Origin of the sequence: Chromobacterium haemolyticum, assembly GCF_002081825.1 — a bacterium.
Classification (GTDB): Bacteria; Pseudomonadota; Gammaproteobacteria; order Burkholderiales; family Chromobacteriaceae; genus Chromobacterium; species Chromobacterium fluminis.
In genome coordinates this window covers 1-20467 of the sequence record NZ_MUKU01000033.1, presented here as the reverse complement: position 1 = coordinate 20467, position 20467 = coordinate 1, and the positions used below count along the sequence as shown (strand labels likewise).

The 20467-nt window shown below is 67.9% G+C and carries 20 protein-coding genes; 4 read left to right on the top strand and 16 right to left on the bottom strand.

The window, feature by feature from the left end; all coding sequences use genetic code 11:
• The first annotated feature begins 21 nt into the window (after positions 1 to 21).
• The 3 genes from dsbG (B0T39_RS19345) (at position 22) to dsbG (B0T39_RS19335) (ending at position 2516) form a co-directional block, all read left to right on the top strand.
• A complete protein-coding gene (gene dsbG, locus B0T39_RS19345; protein WP_081549485.1) occupies positions 22 to 771 on the top strand; it encodes a thiol:disulfide interchange protein DsbG in 750 nt (249 codons plus the stop codon).
• Positions 772 to 937: 166 nt separating this feature from the next.
• A complete protein-coding gene (locus B0T39_RS19340) occupies positions 938 to 1759 on the top strand; it encodes a TlpA disulfide reductase family protein (RefSeq protein ID WP_081549483.1) in 822 nt (273 codons plus the stop codon).
• Positions 1760 to 1766: 7 nt separating this feature from the next.
• Entirely contained in the window at positions 1767 to 2516 is a 750-nt protein-coding gene (dsbG, locus tag B0T39_RS19335) for a thiol:disulfide interchange protein DsbG (protein ID WP_081549481.1), read from the top strand.
• Positions 2517 to 2523: 7 nt separating this feature from the next.
• On the opposite strand, the gene B0T39_RS19330 is transcribed toward dsbG (B0T39_RS19335), so the two are convergent.
• Positions 2524 to 3141: a VTT domain-containing protein gene (locus B0T39_RS19330; RefSeq protein WP_176219608.1), complete on the bottom strand. Its 618-nt coding sequence runs from the start codon at positions 3139 to 3141 to the stop codon at positions 2524 to 2526.
• Positions 3142 to 3410: 269 nt separating this feature from the next.
• On the opposite strand from B0T39_RS19330, the gene B0T39_RS19325 reads away from it, so the two are divergent.
• On the top strand, positions 3411 to 4868 hold the full coding sequence (locus B0T39_RS19325; protein WP_217806289.1) for a PLP-dependent aminotransferase family protein: 1458 nt from the start codon (positions 3411 to 3413) through the stop codon (positions 4866 to 4868).
• Between the two features lie 97 nt (positions 4869 to 4965).
• Here the strand turns inward: B0T39_RS19325 and B0T39_RS19320 are convergent, their stop codons facing one another.
• From B0T39_RS19320 to B0T39_RS19240, 15 genes are all read right to left on the bottom strand, one after another.
• Positions 4966 to 5358 (bottom strand): RidA family protein, encoded by a 393-nt coding sequence (locus B0T39_RS19320; RefSeq protein WP_081549478.1) that lies wholly within the window; start codon positions 5356 to 5358, stop codon positions 4966 to 4968.
• Positions 5355 to 5783 carry an acyl-CoA thioesterase gene (locus B0T39_RS19315; protein WP_081549475.1) on the bottom strand — a complete coding sequence of 143 codons (429 nt, stop codon included), beginning with the start codon at positions 5781 to 5783 and terminating at the stop codon, positions 5355 to 5357. The genes B0T39_RS19320 and B0T39_RS19315 overlap by 4 nt, the downstream gene beginning before the upstream one ends.
• A gap of 47 nt (positions 5784 to 5830) precedes the next feature.
• Complete coding sequence (locus B0T39_RS19310) at positions 5831 to 6439, bottom strand: anthranilate synthase component II (protein WP_081549473.1); 609 nt, start codon at positions 6437 to 6439, stop codon at positions 5831 to 5833.
• A complete protein-coding gene (locus B0T39_RS19305; protein ID WP_081549469.1) occupies positions 6430 to 7947 on the bottom strand; it encodes an anthranilate synthase component I family protein in 1518 nt (505 codons plus the stop codon). Before B0T39_RS19305 ends, B0T39_RS19310 begins: the two co-directional genes overlap by 10 nt.
• Positions 7941 to 10706: a 3-deoxy-7-phosphoheptulonate synthase gene (locus B0T39_RS25940; protein ID WP_217806288.1), complete on the bottom strand. Its 2766-nt coding sequence runs from the start codon at positions 10704 to 10706 to the stop codon at positions 7941 to 7943. Before B0T39_RS25940 ends, B0T39_RS19305 begins: the two co-directional genes overlap by 7 nt.
• Positions 10707 to 10818: 112 nt before the next feature.
• Complete coding sequence (locus B0T39_RS25935; protein WP_217806287.1) at positions 10819 to 12018, bottom strand: iron-containing redox enzyme family protein; 1200 nt, start codon at positions 12016 to 12018, stop codon at positions 10819 to 10821.
• Between the two features lie 76 nt (positions 12019 to 12094).
• Positions 12095 to 13276: an MFS transporter gene (locus B0T39_RS19280; RefSeq protein WP_081549467.1), complete on the bottom strand. Its 1182-nt coding sequence runs from the start codon at positions 13274 to 13276 to the stop codon at positions 12095 to 12097.
• A gap of 22 nt (positions 13277 to 13298) precedes the next feature.
• On the bottom strand, positions 13299 to 14366 hold the full coding sequence (locus B0T39_RS19275) for a 2Fe-2S iron-sulfur cluster-binding protein (RefSeq protein ID WP_081549463.1): 1068 nt from the start codon (positions 14364 to 14366) through the stop codon (positions 13299 to 13301).
• A 10-nt stretch (positions 14367 to 14376) separates the two neighbouring features.
• On the bottom strand, positions 14377 to 14898 hold the full coding sequence (gene paaD / locus B0T39_RS19270; RefSeq protein WP_217806286.1) for a 1,2-phenylacetyl-CoA epoxidase subunit PaaD: 522 nt from the start codon (positions 14896 to 14898) through the stop codon (positions 14377 to 14379).
• Positions 14895 to 15665, bottom strand: a complete 771-nt coding sequence (gene paaC / locus B0T39_RS19265) for a 1,2-phenylacetyl-CoA epoxidase subunit PaaC (protein WP_081549461.1) — start codon at positions 15663 to 15665, stop codon at positions 14895 to 14897. The genes paaD and paaC overlap by 4 nt, the downstream gene beginning before the upstream one ends.
• Positions 15662 to 15943, bottom strand: coding sequence for a 1,2-phenylacetyl-CoA epoxidase subunit PaaB (paaB, locus tag B0T39_RS19260; protein ID WP_019104274.1), 282 nt, complete (start codon positions 15941 to 15943; stop codon positions 15662 to 15664). Before paaB ends, paaC begins: the two co-directional genes overlap by 4 nt.
• On the bottom strand, positions 15936 to 16898 hold the full coding sequence (gene paaA, locus B0T39_RS19255) for a 1,2-phenylacetyl-CoA epoxidase subunit PaaA (RefSeq protein ID WP_019104275.1): 963 nt from the start codon (positions 16896 to 16898) through the stop codon (positions 15936 to 15938). The genes paaB and paaA overlap by 8 nt, the downstream gene beginning before the upstream one ends.
• Positions 16899 to 16901: 3 nt before the next feature.
• The gene (locus B0T39_RS19250; protein WP_081549459.1) at positions 16902 to 18644 is read right to left on the bottom strand and encodes a class I adenylate-forming enzyme family protein; all 1743 of its coding nucleotides are present in this window, start codon (positions 18642 to 18644) and stop codon (positions 16902 to 16904) included.
• Positions 18645 to 18755: 111 nt separating this feature from the next.
• The gene (locus tag B0T39_RS19245) at positions 18756 to 19187 is read right to left on the bottom strand and encodes a carboxymuconolactone decarboxylase family protein (RefSeq protein WP_081549457.1); all 432 of its coding nucleotides are present in this window, start codon (positions 19185 to 19187) and stop codon (positions 18756 to 18758) included.
• A gap of 64 nt (positions 19188 to 19251) precedes the next feature.
• Positions 19252 to 19692 carry a MauE/DoxX family redox-associated membrane protein gene (locus tag B0T39_RS19240; RefSeq protein ID WP_052052126.1) on the bottom strand — a complete coding sequence of 147 codons (441 nt, stop codon included), beginning with the start codon at positions 19690 to 19692 and terminating at the stop codon, positions 19252 to 19254.
• Positions 19693 to 20467 lie beyond the last annotated feature (775 nt).

Genomic DNA, 20467 nt, shown 5'->3' with positions numbered 1-20467 from the left:
ACACACCGCAAAGGACTATCGATGTTTTTCAGAATGATTCCGCCCCTGCTGCTGGCCTTGAGCCTGCCCGTCCACGCCTTGGCCGCGCCGGCCAGGCCCGCTCCCATCCAGGCGCTGGAACGCCAAGGCTATCAAATCCTGGGCAGCTTCCCCGCGCCTGGCGGCCTCAGCGGCTACACCGCTCTTTATCTGGGACGGCCTCAAACCGTCTACCTGACTCAGGACCGCAAGCAGGCCCTCGTCGGCCAGCTCAGCGACGCCAACGGCGAGCCTTGGAACGCCTCGCAACTGGAACGGCAATTCAGCCAAGTCCTGTGGCGGCAGCTGGAAAACAGCCACTGGGTCGCCGACGGCGACGCCCGCGCCCCGCGCACCGTCTATGTCTTCACCGACCCCAATTGCCCCTACTGCAACCGCTTCTGGAACGACGCCCGCCCCTGGGTGCAAGCCGGCAAGGTTCAAATCCGCCATATCCTGGTGGGCGTGATCAAGGCGGATAGCCCGGGCAAGGCCGCCGCCATCCTGGCCGATGCCGACCCGGCCGCCGCGCTGAACCGCCATGAGCGGCAACACGCCAGCGGCGGCGTCAAACCGCTGACAAAGCCGCCCGCCGAGGCGCGCGCCAAACTGGAAGCCAACCATCAACTGATGGAGCGCTTTGGCGTGTTCGCCACCCCGGTGATCTTCTATGCCGACGCCAAGGGCGCCCTGCAAAAAATCCAGGGCGCGCCCAATTCCGAACTGCTGCGCCGCATTCTTGGCCCGCGTTGACGCCGGCTTGACGCCAAACCGACGCGACCCTCTGAATTTTTTGGAAAGAACTCAGTCTATTCAAACGATTAAAAAAACAGCCCCCGCCACGCGCACGGCCATCTTAAGCGGCCGGCGCGAAGAGGGAGCCCCCGCCATGCCGCCCCGCGCGGCACAGGACTGAACCATGCTCTCTTTCCACCTTGGCCCGCTGGCCATTCCCACCAGCCTGACCATCGTCGTCGTCGCCGCCTGGCTGGCCGCCCACAGCGCCGGCCTGCTCGCCGGTCGAGGCCGCCGCGTCAGCGTGGCCGCCCACCTCAACGACATGCTGCTGTGGGGCTTCGTCGCCGCGCGCGTCGGTTTCGTCCTGTATTGGTTTTCGCTGTACGCCCACCAGCCGCTGGCGATGCTGGACCTGCGCGACGGCGGCTTTCTGCCCTGGGCCGGCATCGCCGCCGCGCTCGCCCTGGCCGCGTGGCGCGGCTGGCGCCGGCCGGAACGGCGCCGCCCGCTGGCCGCCGCCGTCCTGACAGGCGCCCTGGTCTGGGCCGGCGGCGAAGCGCTGCAACAAAGCGGCACCGAGGCCTCGCTGTCTCCGCGCGTACTGCGCCAGTTGGACGGCCCGCCCGCCTCGCTGCCGGCCCTGGCCAGCGGCAAGCCGGTGGTGCTCAACCTCTGGGCCAGTTGGTGTCCGCCCTGCCTGAGGGAAATGCCGCTGCTGCAAGACGCCCAACAGCAAAGGTCCGACGTGCGCTTCCTTTTCGCCAACCAGGGCGAGGACGAAGTCGCGGTGCGCGATTTCTTCCGCAAACAGCCGCTGCGGCTTCAGCACGTGCTGCTGGACCCCGCCGGCGCTCTGGGCCGGGAATACGGCTCCGTGGCGCTGCCCACCACGCTGTTTTTCGACGCAGACGGACGTCTGGCCTCCGTCCATCTGGGCGAACTCTCCACGGCCACCCTGGCCAGCAAACTGCAAACGCTCGCCCGCTCAAACTCCAAGGAATAAGCGCACCATGACCGCTCCGCTCGTTCTCCGCCTGGCGCCGCTGGCGCTCTGGCTCAGCCTGAACGCCCTCCCGGCCCACGCCCAGCCCTGGCCGGCGCCTATCCAGGCACTGGAGGCCCAGGGCTATGAAATTCTCGGCAGCTTTCCCGGCCCATCCGGGCTCACCGGCTACGCCTCGCTCTACCTGGGCCGCCCGCAGGCCGTCTACCTGACCGCGAACGGCCAGCAGGCCATCGTCGGCAACGTCACCGACGCCAAGGGCGAAAAATGGAACTCCGAGCTGCTGGACCGGCAATTCAGCGCCGCGCTGTGGCGGCAGCTGGAGACCAGCCACTGGATCGCCGACGGCAAGGCCGGCGCCCAACGCGTGATCTACACCTTCACTGATCCCAACTGCCCGTACTGCCGACAACTCTGGCGCGACGCCCGGCCCTGGGTCCAGGCCGGCAAGGTCCAGATCCGCCACATCCTGGTGGGCCTGCTGGCCGAAGACAGCCCGGCCAAGGCCGCCGCCCTGCTGGCCGCGCCGGACCCGGCCGCCGCGCTGGCGCGCCACGAGGCCGGCGCTTCAATCCAACCGCTGGCCAAACCGCCGGCCGCCGTCGGCGCCAAACTGGCGGCCAACCAACAGTTGATGGAACGCTTCGGCGTGTTCGCCACCCCGGCCTCCTTCTACCGCGACGCCCAGGGCCAGCTGCAAAAAGTGCAGGGCTTGCCCACGGCGGCCACCCTGCAACGGCTGCTAGGGCCGCGCTGAGTCCGGCTCAGCCGTTCCGGCGGCTGCGCTGCCATTGCCACAGCGGCGGCAGCAAGAGCAGCGCGACCATGCCCAGCACCAGCCACAGCATATTGTCCTGCACCCATGGAATCGCCCCCAGCCAATAGCCCATGGACACCAGCCCGCCGCACCAGATCACCGCGCCCAGCACGTTGTAGCAGGCGAAGTGTCGCGGACACATGCCGGTCAAGCCGGCCAGGAACGGCGCCACCGTGCGCACGATGGGCACGAAACGGCCGATGGTGATGGTGGGCGCGCCGTAGCGGTCGAAAAAGGTTTGGGTCTTGGCCAGATGCCGCGGCTTGACCCAGCCGCGGCGGATCAGCGTCTGTCCCAAGGCGGAGCGGCCAATGCTGTAATTCAGCAAATCCCCCAGGATGGCCGCCAGCATGATCAGCCCCATGGGCCACCACGGCGACACGCCCTGCGCGCCCAACAAGGCACCGGTGGCGAACAAGAGCCCGTCGCCGGGCAGGAAGGGCAGGACCACCAGACCGGTTTCGCAAAACACGATGGCGGCCACGATCCACACCCCCAGCACCCAGTTCTGCGCCAGCAAGGACATCAGATTCTCATCCCCGAACAACCAGCTCAGAAACCCCATGGTCAACACGCTTGCTCTCCTTGCTTCAATGAATTCGTCCGTCTAGTGCTTGACCGCCGCGCCGGAAGGATGTTTCCCCGAACTACGGGCGCGGCTGCGGAATCTTAATTTGACATGAGCATATTGTTTTGTTTTTAATGATGACAGCAAATGTCAGAATTGATTCTGCAACGGCTATCGACTTTCAAACTAAACCGCTTTCAGGAAGCCGCCATGCCTCAGTTGCCGCAAGTCCCCCTCTTCTCCTGTCCGCGCTCGGGAGCGCCGACGTGAGCGCCGGCCTTGCCGCCCCGGAGCTATCCAGTCAGGACGACGCGCTGCCGCTGTACCGCCAAGTGTATCAACGCTTCATCCAGGCCATCAGCCAGGGCAGCCTGACGCCGGGACAACGGGTGCCGTCCATCCGCGCGCTGGCTAGCGAGCTGCAAGTGTCGCGCAATACCGTCGAGCTGGCTTACGAATTATTGATAGGCGAAGGCTATCTGGAGGCGCGCGGCCAGGCCGGCACCGTGGTGTCGCCGCGGCTGGCGGAAGTGCGCATGCAGCAGCCCCGCCCTGCGGACGCGCCGGCGCCGCGCCCGGCCAGCTTGTCCTTGTTCGACTCCGCCTCGGACTGGCAGCCCCTGCCCTATCAACTGGGCTTGCCGGCGCTGGACCTGTTCCCGCGCAAATTGTGGGCCAGCCTGAACACCCGCCAGCTGCGGCTGCAAAACCGTTTTCTGTCCTACCCGCAGCCCGCCGGCTACGGGCCGCTGCGCGAGGCCATCGCCGCCTATCTGCACCTGTCGCGCGGGCTGGACTGCTCGCCGCAGCAGGTATTCATCACCGCCGGCTACCGCGGCGCGCTGAATTTGATCGGCCGCACCCTGCTGCGGCCGCTGGACCAGGTGTGGATTGAAGACCCCTGTTTCCCGCCCAGCCGTCACCTGATGGCGGAAATGGGCGCGGAGCTGGTGCCGGTGCCGGTGGACCGGGACGGCATGCAGGTGGCCATCGCCAAGGAGAGAGCGCCGCACGCCCGTTTCGCGCTGGTGACCCCGGCGCATCAAAGCCCGCTGGGGGTGTCGCTGTCCCTGGTGCGGCGCCTTGAGCTGCTGGCCTGGGCCGAGCACAACAACGCCTTCATCATCGAAGACGATTACGACAGCGAATACCGCTACGACGGTCGCCCGCAGCCGGCGCTGGCCAGCCTGGGCGCCAACGACAACGTGCTCTACGTCGGCAGCTTCAGCAAGGTATTGAGCCCGGCGCTGCGCCTGGCCTATCTGGTGGTGCCCAAGCCCCTGCTGACGCGCTTCAACGCCGCCTGCCACACCTGGCACGACGGCTGCCCGCTGTTGAATCAGGGGGTGGTGGTGGATTTCATGCAGGAAGGGCACTTCATCCGCCATCTGCGCAAGATGCGCTCCGCCTACGCCCAGCGCCGCGAGCTGGTGATCGCCAGTTTGCGGCATGAGTTCGGCGAACGAATGAGTTTCGACGTGCCGGCCTGCGGCCTGCATTTGCTGGCGCGGCTGCATCGTTCGGAGGACGACATCGCCTTGGCTCAGCGCGCCAAGCGCGAGCGCTTCGGCATCGCCGCGCTGTCTGCGCGGGCGCTGGAGGCGGATTGCGGCAAAGGGCTGTTGTTCGGTTTCGCCAATGTGGCCACGCCGGAGCAGGCCGCGCAACAGGCGCGGAATCTGCGCCTATGTCTGGAAGGCCGGTCCTTGCCGTCGGGCGGCTGAGAACCTGTTTACGATCTGCCGCGCGTCGTCGATACGGCGTTGAAAACGGCGGGGCTTGGCGGGCGTCGCCCAAGGGCCCCGCCCGACCCAGTAAGCCTCAATCCGGAATCACCGCCGTCGCCTCGATCTGCACCTTGGCCCCCGGCACCATCAAAGACGCCACCTGGAACGCGCTCATCACCGGGAAATGGCCGATCAGCTCCCGGTAGGCGCGGCCCACTTCCCGGGCCTCGGCGAAATAAGCGTCGCGGTCGGACACATACCAGGTCAACCGCACCAGATGCTCCGGCCGCGCGCCGGCCTCGGCCAGAACCGCCACGATGTTCTTCAGGATCTGGATCGCCTGCTCGGCGTAGCCCGGCCCCACCAGCTTTTCTTCCGCGTCCCAGCCCAGCTGGCCGGAGGTGAACACCAGGGTGCCGCGCGCGGCGATGCCGTTGGCGTAGCCGCGCGGGCGCGCCCATTCCGGTGGTTGCAGGATTTGCATCATGCCGCCGCCTCCTCCAGCAAACCGCTCAAGGCGGCGCGCACGTCGGCCGGGGCGTCGATGGCGGCGCCGCTGTCCAGCGAGGTGTGCACCAGCACCTGGCGGCAACGCAGCCGCAGTTCGCCGTTGGCGTGGCCTTCGATGTCCAGGGTCAGCGAGCTGCCGCCCAGCCGCGCCACGCGCAGTTGCAGCGTCAGCTGATCGCCCTGGCGGGACGGGCGCAGGAATTCGCAGTCCAGCTTGACGATGGGCAGGCCCAGCCGGCGCGGGCCGATGAAGTCGGCGAAGCTGATGCCCAGCCCTTCGGTGAACCAGTCTTCCACCAGCCAGTTGCTCAGCACCAGGTATTGCGGGAAGTAAACGATGCCGGCCGGATCGCAGTGGGAGAAGCGGATCGGGTAGGCCTTGGAAAAATGGGGATCTTGCATCTTGTCGCTTTCTTGGCGTGGGCGGCCATGGCCGCCCCTTACGCGTGTCAGATAGGTTCGGCTTCCGCTTGCGCGGCGCGCTCCGCCAGCCGCAGATAATTGCCCAGCATGCTGAGCCCTTGTTCGGTCAGCACCGATTCCGGATGGAATTGCAGGCCGTGAATGGGCAAGCTGCGGTGGCGCAGCGCCATGATCTCGCCCCGGCCGCCGTCGGCGCGCAGCGCCCAGGCGGTGGCGACCAGTTCCTCCGGCAGCGCGTCCGCCACCAGCGAGTGGTAGCGCGCCACCTTGAGGCCGTCGGCCAGGCCTTCGAACAGGCCCTCGCCGTCGTGATGGAGGCGCGACACCTTGCCGTGCAGCACTTCGTCGGCGCGGCGGACTTGCGCGCCGAAGGCGGCGGCGATGCACTGGTGGCCCAGGCAGATGCCGAGGATGGGCAGGCGGCCGGCGAAGCGGCGAATCGCCGCCAGCGACACCCCGGCCTCGGCGGGCGAACAGGGTCCGGGCGAAACGATCAGCGAGCGCGGCCGCAACGCTTCTATCTCCTCCAGGCTGATCTCGTCGTTGCGCCTCACCATGATGTCCGCGCCCAGCATGCCCAGGTACTGCACCACGTTGTAGGTGAAGGAATCGTAGTTATCGATCATCAAATGCATGCCGCCTCCTCTTGCCGCGCCGCCGCGGCCAGCTTGGCCGCCAGCAGCATCAGCCGGCTTTTTTCCAGGGTCTCTTGCCATTCGCGCTCGGCCAGCGAGTCCTGCACCACGCCGGCGCCGGCCTGCACGTGCAGTTGGCCGCCTTGCAGCACGCCGGTGCGTATGGTGATGGCCTGGTCGGCGTTGCCGCGCCAGCCGATGTAGCCGATGGAGCCGCCGTAGACGCCGCGCGAATGCGGCTCCAGCTCGGCGATCACTTCCAGCGCCCGCACCTTGGACGCGCCGCTGAGGGTGCCGGCCGGGAAGGTGCTCTTGAGTACGTCCAGCGCCTGCGCCTGTTGCGGCAGCTTGCCGGACACGGTGGAGACGATGTGCATGACGTGGGAAAAGTTCTCCACGGTCAGCAACTCGTCCACCTGCACGCTGCCCAGCTCGGCCAGCCGGCCCAGATCGTTGCGCGCCAGGTCCACCAGCATCATGTGCTCGGCGATTTCCTTGGGATCGGCCAGCAGTTCGCGGCGCAGGTCCTGGTCTTCCGCCGCGTCCGCGCCGCGGCGGCGGGTGCCGGCCATCGGGCGGCTGGTCACCCGCTCGTCTTGCTGGCGGAACAGCATTTCCGGCGAGGCGCCGACGATCTGGGCGTCGCCCAGATTGAGCAGGTAGCGGTAAGGCGTGTCGCCCAGGCCGGACAGAGCCCGGTACAGCGTGGGCGCATCGGCGGCGAAGGGCTGGCTCATGCGCTGGGACAGCACCACCTGCATCACGTCGCCGGCGGCGATGTAGTCCTTGATCCGGCCCACCGCCCGCTGGAAGTCCTCGCGCGAAAAAGCGTGATTCAGCGCGGGGTCCGCCGCCGCGTCCGCGGCGAACGCCGGCGGCGGCGCCGGCGGTTCCGCCAGCAGCGCGCGGGTGCGCTCGCACAGCTCCCTCAAGCGCCGCTGGCCGCGCGCGTAAGCGGCCGTCGCCTCGGTGGATTCGTGGACGATGCAGTAGACGCTGGCCTGCTGGTGGTCCAGCACCAGCAAATCCAGGCTCAGCCATTGCAGCGCGTCCGGCAGCGCCAGCCCTGACGGTTTGCGCGGCTGGCGGCGCAGCCGCGGCTCGATCAAACGGGTGGTTTCAAAGCCGAAATAGCCGAACAGGCCGCCGGAGAACGGCGGCAAGGCGCTGAAATGCGGCGCGGTCCAGCCCAGCCGCAGCCTGGCCAGCTCCGCCAGCGGGTCCTCGCACTCCAGTTCGCGCAGCAGTTGGCCGTCGCGCCAATGGCGCAGCCGGCCTTCGTCCAGTTCCACCCGCTCGCGGCAGGGCAGGCCGATCACCGAATAGGCGCGCTGGAATTCGCCGTAGCGCCAGTGGCCGGTTTCAAACAGATAGTCCCTGCCCTGGTTGGCCAGCGCCTGGTACAGCGCCAGCGGGTCCGCGCCCGCCGGCAGCGGCAGGGTCCGCCACAGCGGCGCCAGGCTGAAGCCGTGGTCGCCGTAACGCAGAAACGCCTCTTCGCTCAGCATACTTTTTCCTCCTTGCGCTCCGCCTGTTCCCGGGCGGCCAGCTGCGCCATCGCACGCCGGTCCGGCTTGCCGTTCTTGTTCAGCGGAATCTCCTCCAGCGCCAGCACCAGCGCCGGACGCTTATAGCTTTCCAGATGGGCTTCCAGCGTGGCGTGCACCAGGCGTACCAGCGCCTCGCTGTCGTCGCCGGCGCGCAGAATCAGCGCCGGGCGGGCTTCGCCGTCGCGGTCCGGCGCGGCCACCACATAGGCGTCGCCCAGTTCCGGCAACAACGCGGCCAGCAGGTTTTCGATTTCCACCGGCACCACCCAGCGGCCGAACACCTTGAAGCGGTCGTCCTCGCGGCCGTGGAAACTCAGATAGCCGTGCTCGTCGCGGCTGAACAGGTCGCCGGTGCGATACCAGCCGTCCTGGAAACGCTCCTGTTCTTCCTGCGGACGCCGCCAGTAGCCCAGCGCGCGGCTGGGCGCCTTGACCAGCAGCACCCCGCATTCGCCGGCCGGCGCGTCCCGGCCGTCGGCGTCGACGATGCGCGCCTCCCAGCCCGGCAACATGCGGCCAACGCTGCCGGAGCGCAGCGCGTCCGGGTAGCTGGTGGCGAACACATGGCACATTTCGGTGGCGCCGATGCCATCGTGCAGATCAAAGCCGAAACGCTGACGCCAGCGCCGCGCCAAGGGGGCGGACAGCGGAGCCCCGGCGGAGAAGGCCAGCCGGATCGCCACGTCGGACGGCTCCAGGCCGTGTTCCAGCAGCAGCCGGTACAGAGTGGGCACGGCGAACAGCACGGTGGGGCGGAACTGACGCAGCACGCCGGCCACGCGTTCGGCCGACGGCCAGGCGCCGTCCAGCACGCCGCAAGCGCCCAGATACAGCGGGAAGAACAGGCTGTTGCCCATCCCGTAGCCAAAGAAGGATTTGGGCGCCGAGTACAGCACGTCGTCCGCGCCCAGCCGCAGTTGGCCGGCGGCGAAGTGCGAGCACACCGCCAGCATGGAGCGGGCGCTGTGCACCACGCCCTTGGCCTGGCCGGTGCTGCCGGAGGTGTACTGGATCAGCGCCGGCGCGTCTTCCGGCTGGCGCGCGAAATCGTCCCAATCGTCGTCGGCGCTGTCGCCGGCCAGCCATTCCAGGTGAGCGCCGGCGTCCAGCAGCCGCAGCTTGGCCGCGGCCGGCCACACCGCGATCTGCGAGGACTGGCCCAGGCACAGCGCCGGGGCGGCGTCGGCCAGCAGATGGTGCAGCGAGGCGGCGTCCAGCCGCGGATTGGCCACCACCGGCAAAGCGCCCACCGCCAGCGCGGCGTAGAAAGCCACCGCCAGCTCCGGGCCGTCGTCCAGGGCAATCAGCACGCGCTCGCCGGCGGCCACGCCTTCGGTTTGCAGCCAGGCGGCCTGGCGGCGCACCGCGCGGTTGAGCTGGCGGTAGCTGAGGCTGAAGCCGGGGCCGACAAAGCAGAGCCGGTCGCTGTCCGGCCGGCTGGCGGCCAGGCGCTCGGCCAGATTGATCAGCGGTTCCGGGGCGGCGGCGTCCGGCGCCGGCCTCGCCGCCGCGCCGGAGGGCTGGGTCAACGCGGCGATCAAGCGATCGGTCAGGGCCAGCGCCTGGCGTGGGTTGAGCCGCGGGTCGCAGCTGCTGTGATAGGCGCGGCCCAGGTCTTCCTCGGCCAGCGCCTCCGGTCCGCCCAGGCATTCGGTGACGTCCTGGGCGCTCAATTCCAGGTGCACGCCGCCGGCGTGGCTGCCGCAGTCGCGGTGGGCGGCGAGGAAGGCCTCCACCTCGGCCAGGATGTCTTCATAGCGCCGGGTCTTCACGCCGTTGGCGGCCTGTACCCCGTTGCCGTGCATCGGGTCGCACAGCCACAACACGTGGCGGCCTTCGGCGCGCACCGCGTTCAGCAGTTCCGGCAGGCGCTGGATGTGAGCCGCGCCGAAGCGGGTGATCAGGGTCAGCCGGCCGGCCTCGTTGTCCGGGTTCAGCGCGTCGATCAGACGCAGCAGTTCGTCGCGCGCCATGCCGGGACCCACTTTGACGCCCACGGGGTTGTTCACGCCGCGCAGGAATTCCACGTGCGCGCCGTCCAGTTGGCGGGTTCGTTCGCCCACCCACAGGAAGTGGCCGGAGCCGCAATACCAGTCGCCCCGCTCGTCCTGTTGCAGTTGGGCCTGTTCATAGGGCAGCAGCAGCGCCTCGTGGCTAACGTAGTAGCCGCTGTCGCGCGGCGCGGCCTCGCGGTCCAGGCCGCGCAGGTAGTTGAGGCTGGCGGCGGCGTGGAAGTAAGCGGATTCCAGCCGCTGCGGGTCGTGGGCGCGCGCGGCGGCGGCGAATTCCACGCCGTTGATGATGTCGCCGCGGTAGCTGGGCAGGCTCAATCCGCCCAGCGCTTCCTGCGGCTGGCTGCGCGGCTTGGCGTACTGGCCGGCGATGCGGCCGATGCGCAGCACCGGGCGTTGCAGCGCCTGGCCCAGGTCCGCGGCCATACGCTCCAGCAGGCGGTAGTGGCCGCCCAGCACGTCCGGCCGCAGGCCGGCGAAGCGCTCGGCGCAGTCGCCGGCCTGGATGACGAAACCCTCGCCCCTCGCCACGCCGGCCAGCGCGGCGCGCAGCCGGCGGATTTCGGCGGAGGGCACTAGGTTGGGATAGGCGCTCAGACGCGACAGCACGGCATGCAGCGCGGCGCCGTCGTCGTAATCAGGCATTTGCGTGTGCGGTTTCGCCTGCCAGCTGCTTGGGCTCCAGGCTTTGGATAGTGTCAGCATCGGGATCTCGTTTATCGGGTGCTGATTGGGAAAAGCCCGCCCGACAAGGGCCGCTTGCGCCGGGCAAGGCTGGCGGGCCGCGCCGCCCAGGGGCGGGAGACGCGGCCGGGCTTCAGGCGCTCAGTTCCTCGCGCAGCGCGATGCCGCCCAGGTTCTGCAACAAGGGCGCGTTCTCGCAGGCCAGGTAGACGCACTCCTCCGCGCCGGTATTGACGTGCTGGTGCTCGGCCCAAACCGGCACGTAGATGGCGTCGCCGGCGCGCCACGGCACCTGGCGGTCGCCAATGCGGGAATAGCCCTGACCCTGGGTGACGTAGATCACCGTCTCGTAGTTGTGGCGGTGCAGGCGGGTGGACTCGCCCTCTTCCAGCCGGCCTATGGTCAGGCTGATGGTGCGGCTGGGCAGATCGACGATGTGCACCTTGTGCTTGCGCTCGGAGGAGAAGGCCTGGTCGCCGCCCTGGCTGGCTGCCATCACCTGCTCGTGGCTCAGCCGCGCCGGCAACTGGGCCTGCAACTGGCTGGGCACGCGCCAGAAATCGGCGGAGGAGAAATGGCCGGCCGGGGCCGCGGCGGGCGCGGCGGCCGGCTGCGCCTGGCAATGCGCCCAGATGGCGTCGAACATCGCCACGCGGCGGGCGATCAGCTCGCGGCCCACGGCGATGGCTTGCTCGCGGCGCGCGTCCTGGTCCAGGGTCAGGCGCTGCATGATGGCCAGCATGGTCAGCGCGTGGTCTTCGTCTTCCTCGATGTGCAGGCTGAAGAACTCGGTGGCGTCCTCGCCAAAACCGTGGTGTTGCAGCGCTTGCAGGATGGGGCGGTAGATCAACGGCACGATGGCTTCCGCGCCCAGGCACATCGCGGCCAGGCCGGCCAACGCGTCCGAGGACTGGCAGTGGCCCATCATGGTGTCCACCATCGCCAGGGTCTGCGGCAGCGGCGCGTGCGAGGCCGGCACCGCGCCCACCACGCGCAAGGTGCGCTGGAACATTTCGGCGTGGGTGATGGCGCTGCCGCCGTCCACGCCCATTTCCTCGCGCATGTTTTCCATCAGCGCCATCACGTCGGCCGGATCGCTCAGTTGGCCCATCAAGGCGCACAGATAGCGGGTGAAGTGGCGCGAGTAATGGCTGTGCTGAATCAGCAGGGTGCGCACGGTGGCCAGGCTGGCCTCATTGCGTTCCAGCGCTTGCAGCAGCGGGTGTTCCACCAGGTCCTGCAGGTCTTCTTCTTTCAGCCAGTCGGCCCAGATCAAGCTCATGCCTGCGATCAACGGGGTCTTGCTGCCGCTCTTTTCCAACAATGCTTCCATGTCCATCTCCCAATCGAAGTGTGCGGTTCGCGGCGCGGAAAGCGCCGCGGCGTCCAGGTGTTGCGGTGTTGCGAAATCAGGCCCGGGCAAAGCGCAGCGCGGGGTTGCGCCAGCTCAGGAACAGCAGCCCGGCGGCGGCGCAGGCCGCCGGGAACAGATACATGCCGGCCCAGCCCAAGCGGTGGATGGCGATGCCGCCCAACCAGGAGCCCAGCGCGGCGCCGAAGAAGAAAACCGTCATGAACAAGCTGTTCAGCCGCGAGGCGGCGGCGGGGTCTATGCCCAGCACCCGACCCTGGGCAATGGTCTGTACCGAACGCACGCCCAGATCGGTCACCATCAGGAAAGCCACGATCATCAGCACCTGGCTGCCCAGCCAGACGCCGGCCAGCGAGGTGGCGGCGATGGCGATGCCCAGCAGCGCGATCACGCCGTGCCAGTCCAGCCGCCGTTGCAGGCGTTGCGCCAACCACGGCGCGCGCAGCGCGGCGATGGAGGTGAAGGCCAGCAGGCCGGTCTGGCCGGCGTTCCAGTTCAGGGTGGAATGGGTCAGCGAGGACAAATTGGCCCAGATGCCGTTGGAGGCGGCGAAGAAGCAGGCGGCCACCAGCGCCAGACGGCGCAGCTCCGGCAGCTTCAGCCACAGCGCGCCCTGCTGGCTCAGCATGCGGCCGTAGCGCAGCTGGCCGGCCAGCGGCACCTCGCCGATGCAGCCGCGCAGCGCCAGGCCGATGACGAAGGTCAGGCCGCCCACCACCAGATAAATGCCGCGCCAGCCGATATGTTCGCCGCCCCAGCCGGCCAGCACCCGCGCCAGCAGCAGGCCGGCGAACAAAGAAGTGAGCAAGCTGCCCACCACCCGCCCGCGCTGCTCCGCCGCCAGCGCCTTGGCGCTGTAGGCCAGTAACAGCTGGCCAGCGATGGACAGCAGGCCGGCCAGGCCGCACAGCAGCACCATCAGCCAAGGCGACGGGGCGATGCCCACCAGCAGCAGCACCACGCCCAGCGCCAGCATGGCGGCGGGGATCAGCCGGCGCGGCGCGATCATGTCGCCCAGCGGCAAGCCCAGAACCAGGCCGGCGCCGTAGCCGAACTGGGTGGCTACCGACAGCCCCCACAGCGAGTCCGCGGACAGGCCGAAGGAGACGGCGATCAGCTGCGTCATGGATTGGTGGTAGACCACCGCCGCCACGGAAAACCCGGTGGCCAGGCAATAGAGGGTCAGCGCCCAGCGGGACAGGGCGTTTTGAGAGGTCATGATGTGTGTCCTTAGGCGCGGATCAGTCGAATGACAGCGCCAGTGTTGAAGTCAGCGGGCGGCTGCGGCAGCTGAGCACATAGCCGGCGGCCACCTCCTCGGGCGCCAATGCGTGCGGCGCCTCCATGTCCACTTCGCCGGCCAGCACCTGGCAGCGGCAGGTGGCGCAAACGCCGGCCTTGCAGGAATAGCGCGGCGTGACGCCGGCTTGCAGCAGCGCGTCCAAAAGGTTGTCCACCGGCGCGCCCAATTCCACCTGGCGCTGCATGCCGTCCATCCTCACCGTCACCCGCACCCGCTCCGGGCTGTCCGCCAACGCGCGCTCGGCGCGGGCCGGACCGGCGGCCGGGGCCGCGGCGTAGTGTTCGCTGCGGATGCGTTCCGGCGGCAGGCCGCTGTCGCTCAGCGCCTGGCTCACCGCCGCCATCATGCCGGCCGGGCCGCAAACGTAAGCGTGGTCGATGGAGGCCGCCGGCAGGCAGCCGCGCAATAGCGCCAGGCAGCGCTCGCGGTCCAGCCGGCCGTTGAACAGCTCGATCTCCTGCTCTTCCGCGCTGAACAGATAGACCAGGGACAGCCGCGCCGGGTAGCGGTCCTTCAGCGTCGCCAGCGTTTCGCGGAACTGCAGCGAGGCCAGGTTGCGGTTGCAATAAACCAGGGTGAAACGGCTGAGCGGTTCGCGCAGCAAGGAGGCCTGCAGGATGGACAAGACCGGGGTGATGCCGCTGCCGGCGGCGAAGCCGGCGTAATGGCGGGCCGTTTCCGGCGCCGCCGGCAGGCCGAAGCGGCCGGACGGCGGCAAGGCTTCCAGCATCGCGCCCGGCCCCAGACTATCGTGCGCCCATTGCGAGAAGCGGCCGCCGGCCACCCGCTTGATCGCCAGCTGCAGCTTGGGCGCGTCCGGCGCGTTGCACAGCGAATAACTGCGGCGCACTTCCTCGCCGTCCAGCCAGGCGCGCAGGGTCAGATGCTGGCCCGGCTCGTGGCGAAAGCGGTCGCGGTGTTCTTCCGACGGCTCCAGCGTCAACAGCAGGCTGTCCGGCGTGTCGCGCTGGATCTCGGTCAGCTGCAAGGGGTAAAACTGCGGCATGGCTACTCCCTCATAAACTCTTGAAGTGCTCGAACGGATTGCGGCAGGCGTCGCACTGATACAGCGACTTGCAGGCGGTGCCGCCGAATTCGCCCTGCGGGCGGGTGGCGTCGGAACCGCAGCGCGGACAGGACACCCGCGGCGCGGCGACGGCGACGAAGCTCAAGCGCTGCCAGCCCGGCTCCGCCGGCAAGGGCGGGGCGATGCCGGCGGCGCGCAGCTTGGACCGGCCGCTTTCGCTGAGCCAGTCCGTGCTCCAGGCCGGGTGCAGCCGCGTTTCCAGCCGCACCGCCTCCACGCCCCGGTCTTGCAGGGTCTGGCGGATATTGCTGTCTATCTGCGCCTTGGCCGGGCAGCCGCTATAGGTGGGCGTCACTACCACGCGCAGCGCGTCGTCCTCCCAGCGCACGTCGCGCACGATGCCCAGATCCACGATGGAGACGTAGGGCATTTCCGGGTCCGGAATGCCGGCCAGCCATTCCCAAACGCGCTCGGTGCCGCTTTGCACCTCCAGGCCGTGCACCCGGCTCACCAGCCGGCTCCCGGATGGGCGCGGGTCAGGAACTGCATCTCCATCAGCAGGGCCACCAGCGCCTCGCCGTGCGCGCCGCGCTTGCCGCCGCTAACGCCGGGCGCCGCGCGCGGCGGCTCCAGCGTGGCCGCGGCCAGCACTTCGTTGACGTAGGCCAGCCATTCCGGATACAGCGCGGCCAGGTCGCAGCCCACGCCCTGGGCCAGCATCGCCTGCTCCAGTTCGTCCATCTCGAACAATTCGCCCACGTAATGCCAGCAGCGCTCCAGCGCCAGCCGGCAGAATTCCCGGCTTTGCCGGCTGCCGTCGCCCAGCCTCACCACCCAGCCGCTGCTGCGGCGCAGGTGGTAAGTGGCCTCTTTCAACGCCTTGGCGGCGATGGCGGCCACTTCCGCGTCCGCCGAATCCGACAGCTCGCGCAGCAGCAGGCAATGCCAGCTGTCGAACAGGAACTGGCGCATCTGGGTGTCGGCGAAATTGCCGCGGGTCAGCTCCGCCAGCAGCACGTTGCGGAAGGCTTGGGCCTCGCGGCCGTAGGCCAGATCGTCCTCGCTCTGCGGCGGCGTCAGCCCGAGGCCGGCGGCGTCCAGCCACAGCCGCGCCTGGCCCAGCAAGTCCAGCGCCACATTGCTCAGCGCCAGGTCTTCTTCCAGCGTGGGCGCGTGGCCGCACCATTCGCACAAGCGCTGCGACAGAATCAGCGCGTTGTCGCCCAGGCGCAGCAGGTATTCCGCGCGCAGGTTTTTCAATTCCGGATGCAGGGTCACAGGTGTTGCACTCCCTCTGGCACCTCGTAATAGGTAGCGTGGCGGAAGCCCTTGTCCGCCGCGGTCTCGAACCACGGCGCGCGCTCCACCTCGCCGCTGCTCACCAGGTCTTCGGCGGCCACCAGCCACAAGCTGACGAACTCGCCGCGGCGGGTGAACACATCGCGCGCGTGCTGCAGCGCCATCGCCGCGTCGCTGGCCTGCACGCTGCCCACGTGGCGGTGCGCCACGCCGTTTTGGCTGCGCGCGAACACTTCCCAAAGCTTCCACTCATGCATCTCGTTCTCCTTGCGGCCGCGCCGCCAGCTTGACGGCGTGGCAGGCGGCGGCTTCGCGCACCCAGGCGCCCTCGTCCCAGGACCGGCGGCGGCTGGCGATGCGTTCGCGGTTGCACAGGCCCTGGCCCCGGATCACCCGGTTGAATTCGTCCCAGTCGATGCGGCCGATCTCGTAATGGCCGGTGTCCGGGTTGAAACGCAGATCCGGGTCCGGCACCGTCAGGCCCAGGTGCAGCACTTGCGGCACGGTCTGATCGACGAACTTCTGGCGCAGGGTGTCGTTGGAATACAGCTTGACGCCCCAGCGCATCGAACGCTGCGAGTGCACCGAATCCTCGTCCGGCGGGCCGAACACCATCACCGTCGGCCACCACCAGCGGTTGAGCGCGTCCTGCGCCATCCGCCGCTGCGCCGGCGTGCCCTCCGCCAGCCGCCGCACCAGATCAAAGCCCTGGCGGTGGTGGAAGCTCTCCTCCTGGCAGATGCGCACCATGGCGCGGGCGTAAGGGCCGTAGGAACAGCGCGACAAGGGCACTTGGTTGACGATGGCGGCGCCGTCGGTCAGCCAGCCGATCATGCCGACGTCCGCCCAACTCAATGCCGGATAGTTGAAAATATTCAGATACTTGGCCTCGCCGGCCAGCAACTGCCCGTAAGCCTGCTCCCGGCTCAGGCCCAGGCTCTCCAGCGCGCTGTACAGATACTGGGCGTGGCCGGCCTCGTCCTGCACCTTGGCCAACAAAATGCATTTGCGGCTGAGGCTGGGCGCGCGGGTGATCCAGGCGCCCTCCGGCAACATGCCCACGTATTCGGAATGAGCGTGCTGCGCCATCTGCCGCTGCAAAGTGCGGCGGTAGGCCTCCGGCATCCAGTCCTGCGGCTCTATCTTCTCGCCGCGGTCTATCCGCTGTTGAAACGCCAGCTCCAGCGCTTCCAGATCGTCCGTCGTCTCCATCCCTCAGCCCCTCAGGTAGTCCAGCAGGCTCTGCGGCTCCGCCGCCGCCTCCGGCTGACGGTCCAGGGACTGGTTCCAGCGCAGCGCGCTGAATACGTCGCGCAGGCCGTCGTCGTAGTCGCGCTGCCAGCTCCAGAACTGATCGCGCTCCACGCGCTTGAGCACTTTGCCGGTGGAGCCCACCGGCAGCGCGTAGTCGTCGCCCAGCACGCCCACGCACACGGTGTAGTCCGGCAGCGCGCCGCGGCCTTTGAACGGGAAGCAGTCCAGCGCCTGGCGCAGCACCTCGTCCGCGTCCAGCGCCGCGCCGGCCTTGCCGCGCGCCAGCACCAGCACCGCCTCTTCGCGCGTCGGCCCGCGCGAAACGCCGATCACGCTGACGTCGAACAGATCCGCATGGCTCAGCAAATGTTCTTCCAGCAGCAGGGTGTAGGCCGGCACGCCCAGCGGGGTCGGCACCGCGTCCACGATGCGGTCCAGGTGCACGAACTCGCCGTTGTCCAGGCGCAGGCCGATGTCGCCGGTCAGCCAGTAGCCGTTCAGCGTGGTCAGCGCGGTCAGGTGCGGCTGGCCGTAATAACCCGGCGTCACCGTGGGCGAACGCACGCCGATATAGCCCGGCTGGCCGTCCGGCAGCAACTCGCCCTGCGGAGTGAGTACGTCGCAGCGCGCGTAGGACGCGGCCGCACCCACCGTGCGCTTGCTGGCCACTTGCTCCGGCGTGGACACCTTGAAGAACTGCGACATGCCCAGCTCGGACGCGCCGAACATATCGGTGAAGCGGCCCCGCGGCGCCAGGCGCAGCAGTTGGCGGATATGCGCCTCGTGCGCGGTGTCGCCGGTGTTGTAATAGCGGCGCACCGAGTCGAAATAGCCGTCCGGCAGGTTCAGTTCGGCGAAGGAGGCGTAAGTCTGGGAAAACGCGGTGACGATGGTGGGCTGGAAGCTGGCGATCAGATTGGCCGCCACCTGGCCGGTTTGCGTCGCCAGCGCCAGCGCCGGCAATTGCAGCATGGTGGCCGTCATCAGATAGCTGACGCCGGCCGCGTGGGTAGGCGGCATCGCCGTGGCCAGCTTGTCTTCGTCTTGCTCGACAAAGCCGCGCAGACGCTCGCGCTTGCCGTTGAAGAACTGCGCGTGGCCAAACAGCACCGCCTTGGGAATGCCGGTGGTGCCGGAGCTGTGGCACACCATCACGATGTCCTCGTCCTTCACCGCCGCCGGCCAGCCGGAAGCCGGCAGCGGCGCCAACGCCACCGCCGCGCCGGCGTTGAAGCCCGCGTCCAGCGCGGTGAGGCCGCGCAGCGCGCCGGCCAGGTCCCAACGCGCGTCGGTTTCCTTGTCGTAGACGAACACGTCGAAGCGGTTGCGCTGCGCGTACAGCGCCGCGATGTCCGCGCGCAGATGGCCGTTGATCAGCACCGGCACGCAGCCCAGGCTGCCCAGCGCCAGGAAGTGCAGGAAGGACGGAATGCCGTCGCCCAGGAACAAGCAGACATGCCGCCCCGCCTGGATGCCCTGCTGGCGGTACCAGGCCGCCAGATCGCTCACCAGATGGAACAGGCTGTCCAAGGAAAAGGACTGATAGGCGTTGCCGCGCGGGCCGATAAAAGGCTTTTCCAGGAACAGATAGTCTTCCCGGCTGCCGCCGTAGGCGGCGTGGGCCTTGAACAGGAAATTGCCGGCGCCCAGTTCCGGATCGTTGAACAGCGCGTCCCAGGCTTGCGTTTTAATCAGGTGGTCCATGTCGGTGTGTGTCTGCTGGCGTTGGTTTAGCCCGCCGCTTGCGGCCAGGCGGGTGGGTGGACTGTCTGCGAGCCCGCTCGCGCTCTCGCGAGCGGGCCCTTGGTCAGGCGCTTACTGACGCATGCCAACGGCGAGCCGGTTCATGCCGTTCATCAACGCGATGGCGAAGGTCAGATCGGAAATCTCCTGATCGCTGAAATGCGCTTTCAGCGGCAGATAGGCGGCGTCGTCGGCATGGCTTTCAACGACATAAGTCAGCGCCTCCGCCCATTCCAGCGCGGCCTTCTCGCGCTCGCTGAACTGGGCGCTGACGCGCCAGCCGGCCAGCTCCGCCAAACGGCGGTCGCTTTCCTCGCGCTCGCGCAGGGCCTTGGTGTGCATGTTCAGGCAGAAGGAACAACCGTTGATCTGGGACACGCGCAGATAGATCAGCTCGATCAGCGGCAGACCCAACACGCTCTTTTCCAGGCCCTGCTTCACCAGGCGGAAGCCCTGCAGCAGTTCCGGGGACAATTCGTAATACGCAAGACGCAAGCTACTCATGATCAACACTCCTAAATTTGGATAAGGACAGGAAGCGGGCGCGGCCCGGCCGCGCCCGGAAACTTCAAGCGCGGCGCGCGCCCGGCGCCGCTTCCAGCGAACTGGCCAGGTACACCAGCGCGGCGCAGGCGGCGCAGGTGAGCACGCTGAAATTCAGCGACAGCTTCAGGCTCTGGAACGCGGCCATGCTCAAGGCGAACACCAGCAGCAGCGCCGCGCTGATCCAGGCGGAGGCGCGCAACTGCACGCCCAGCAACAGGGTCACGCCCAACACCGCCTCCAGCGCGTTCACCGCCCAGGCCAGCACCGGAATCAGACCGGCCGGCGCCCACGGGCACAGCTTGGCCACATGGCGATAGAAGTTTTCCATCGTTCCCCAGGACACCCCCAGTTCACCCATATGGCCCCAGAAGCCGAAACGATCCGCCACCGCCGACAAGAACGCCGCCGCCAACGCGAACCGGGCCAACAGCAACACCGCCTTCCAGGCGCTTTCCTTTTGCATGCCTAAACCTCCCAATCGATATGGATGCCAACAAGCGGCGGCGCGCCGTCTTGTTATGCAATATGGATTGCACTGTAATAGACATACTCGATAGGTATAAGGGACAAGAATGAATTTTCCGACCATGACAAAGCGCATGACGGTATTTGGAAACCGGAAAGACAGCGCGCGGATCGCCTGACACCAAACGGCACAAGCCATTGAAAAGAAAATGAAATGTATGAAAACAAGATCGCGCGGACCGGAACCGAGCCCAGATCCGCACCGCGGGGACATGACCCCCTCGCCGCCCGGCAGGCATGACCCCGTCCGCGCCGCCGCCTGTCCGGACGGACAGCCCGCCACGGCAAAAACACCCTTTACCCGCCGCTCCCGCCACGCTTAGAGTCTGTTTACGATCTAGCGAGCAAGAGCGAGACAAGGCGAAAACAGCTGAGGAAGCGGAATGTACAGATGGTACATGAGCATTTCGAAGCCGTTTTCGCCTTGTCTCGCTCTTGCTCGCAAGATTTTGAACAGGCTCTTAGCGCGCAGCGGCGTTTCGCGAAGAGAGCGGCAATGAAAAACCCGGCCTGGCGGCCTAATGCCAGTCAGTTAACGCTGACTGGCATTTTTCGTTGGATATTTGTGTGCCCTGTTCTTCACGACTCGCGGGCAATGTCGGCCTGGTCTGCGTGGTGGCAGCACAAACAGCCTCGACTGCTCCAGTAAGCGCGCCAATTGGGCGGGTAACGTACCTGCTGATGCCAGACTGGCAAAGCACAACACATTCAAT